At 70.4% G+C, this 582-nt stretch carries 1 pseudogene; it reads left to right on the top strand.

Going from position 1 to position 582, the window contains the following annotated elements:
- Nucleotides 1-216: 216 nt before the first annotated feature.
- Nucleotides 217-582, top strand: a pseudogene (locus KUM32_RS37020) (HAD-IB family hydrolase); the annotation flags it as partial.

Below are 582 nucleotides of genomic sequence, written 5' to 3'. Positions count from 1 at the left end.
GGCCACACCGGGCAGCCGAGCAAGGCGCCGTAAGGCCGGCAGCGGCCGGGCGGCGCCGCCCGCACCCGCGCTGAGCAGGGAGCACACCCGCAAGGCGGCATCCGCGACGGAACGCCGGAACCGACCCGCCGCACGGAAATTCCCGTAGTGGAATGTTCACGCTCCGCGAATCATCCCGACTCCGGATGGACCGGCCCATCTGGCTATGCTCGCGCTATGGCGGCTCTAGGATGGCTCACTCCCCGCAGGCGCTCGGCTACCGCACGCAGTGTGCTGGCCGGCGAAGCCGCAGCGGAGGCAGCACGAAAAAGCGCGTCGGAACTCGGCGAGGCGCCCTCGGGCGCGGCCGTGGAAGCGCCCCCGGAGGCCGCGGAACCCGAATTCCCCGTCTCCGGAGATCACCACGCCGCCGCGTTCTTCGACCTCGACAACACGGTGATGCAGGGCGCCGCGCTCTTTCACTTCGGTCGCGGCCTCTATAAGCGCCACTTCTTCCGCAAGCGCGAACTCGCCCGCTTCGCCTGGCAGCAGACCTGGTTCCGACTCGCGGGCGTCGAGGACCCCGCGCACATGGATGACGCC

This window comes from Streptomyces sp. AC627_RSS907 (genome assembly GCF_019049165.1).
The sequence above is the reverse complement of the archived record's forward strand: the minus strand, read 5'-3'. Positions and strand labels throughout refer to the sequence as shown.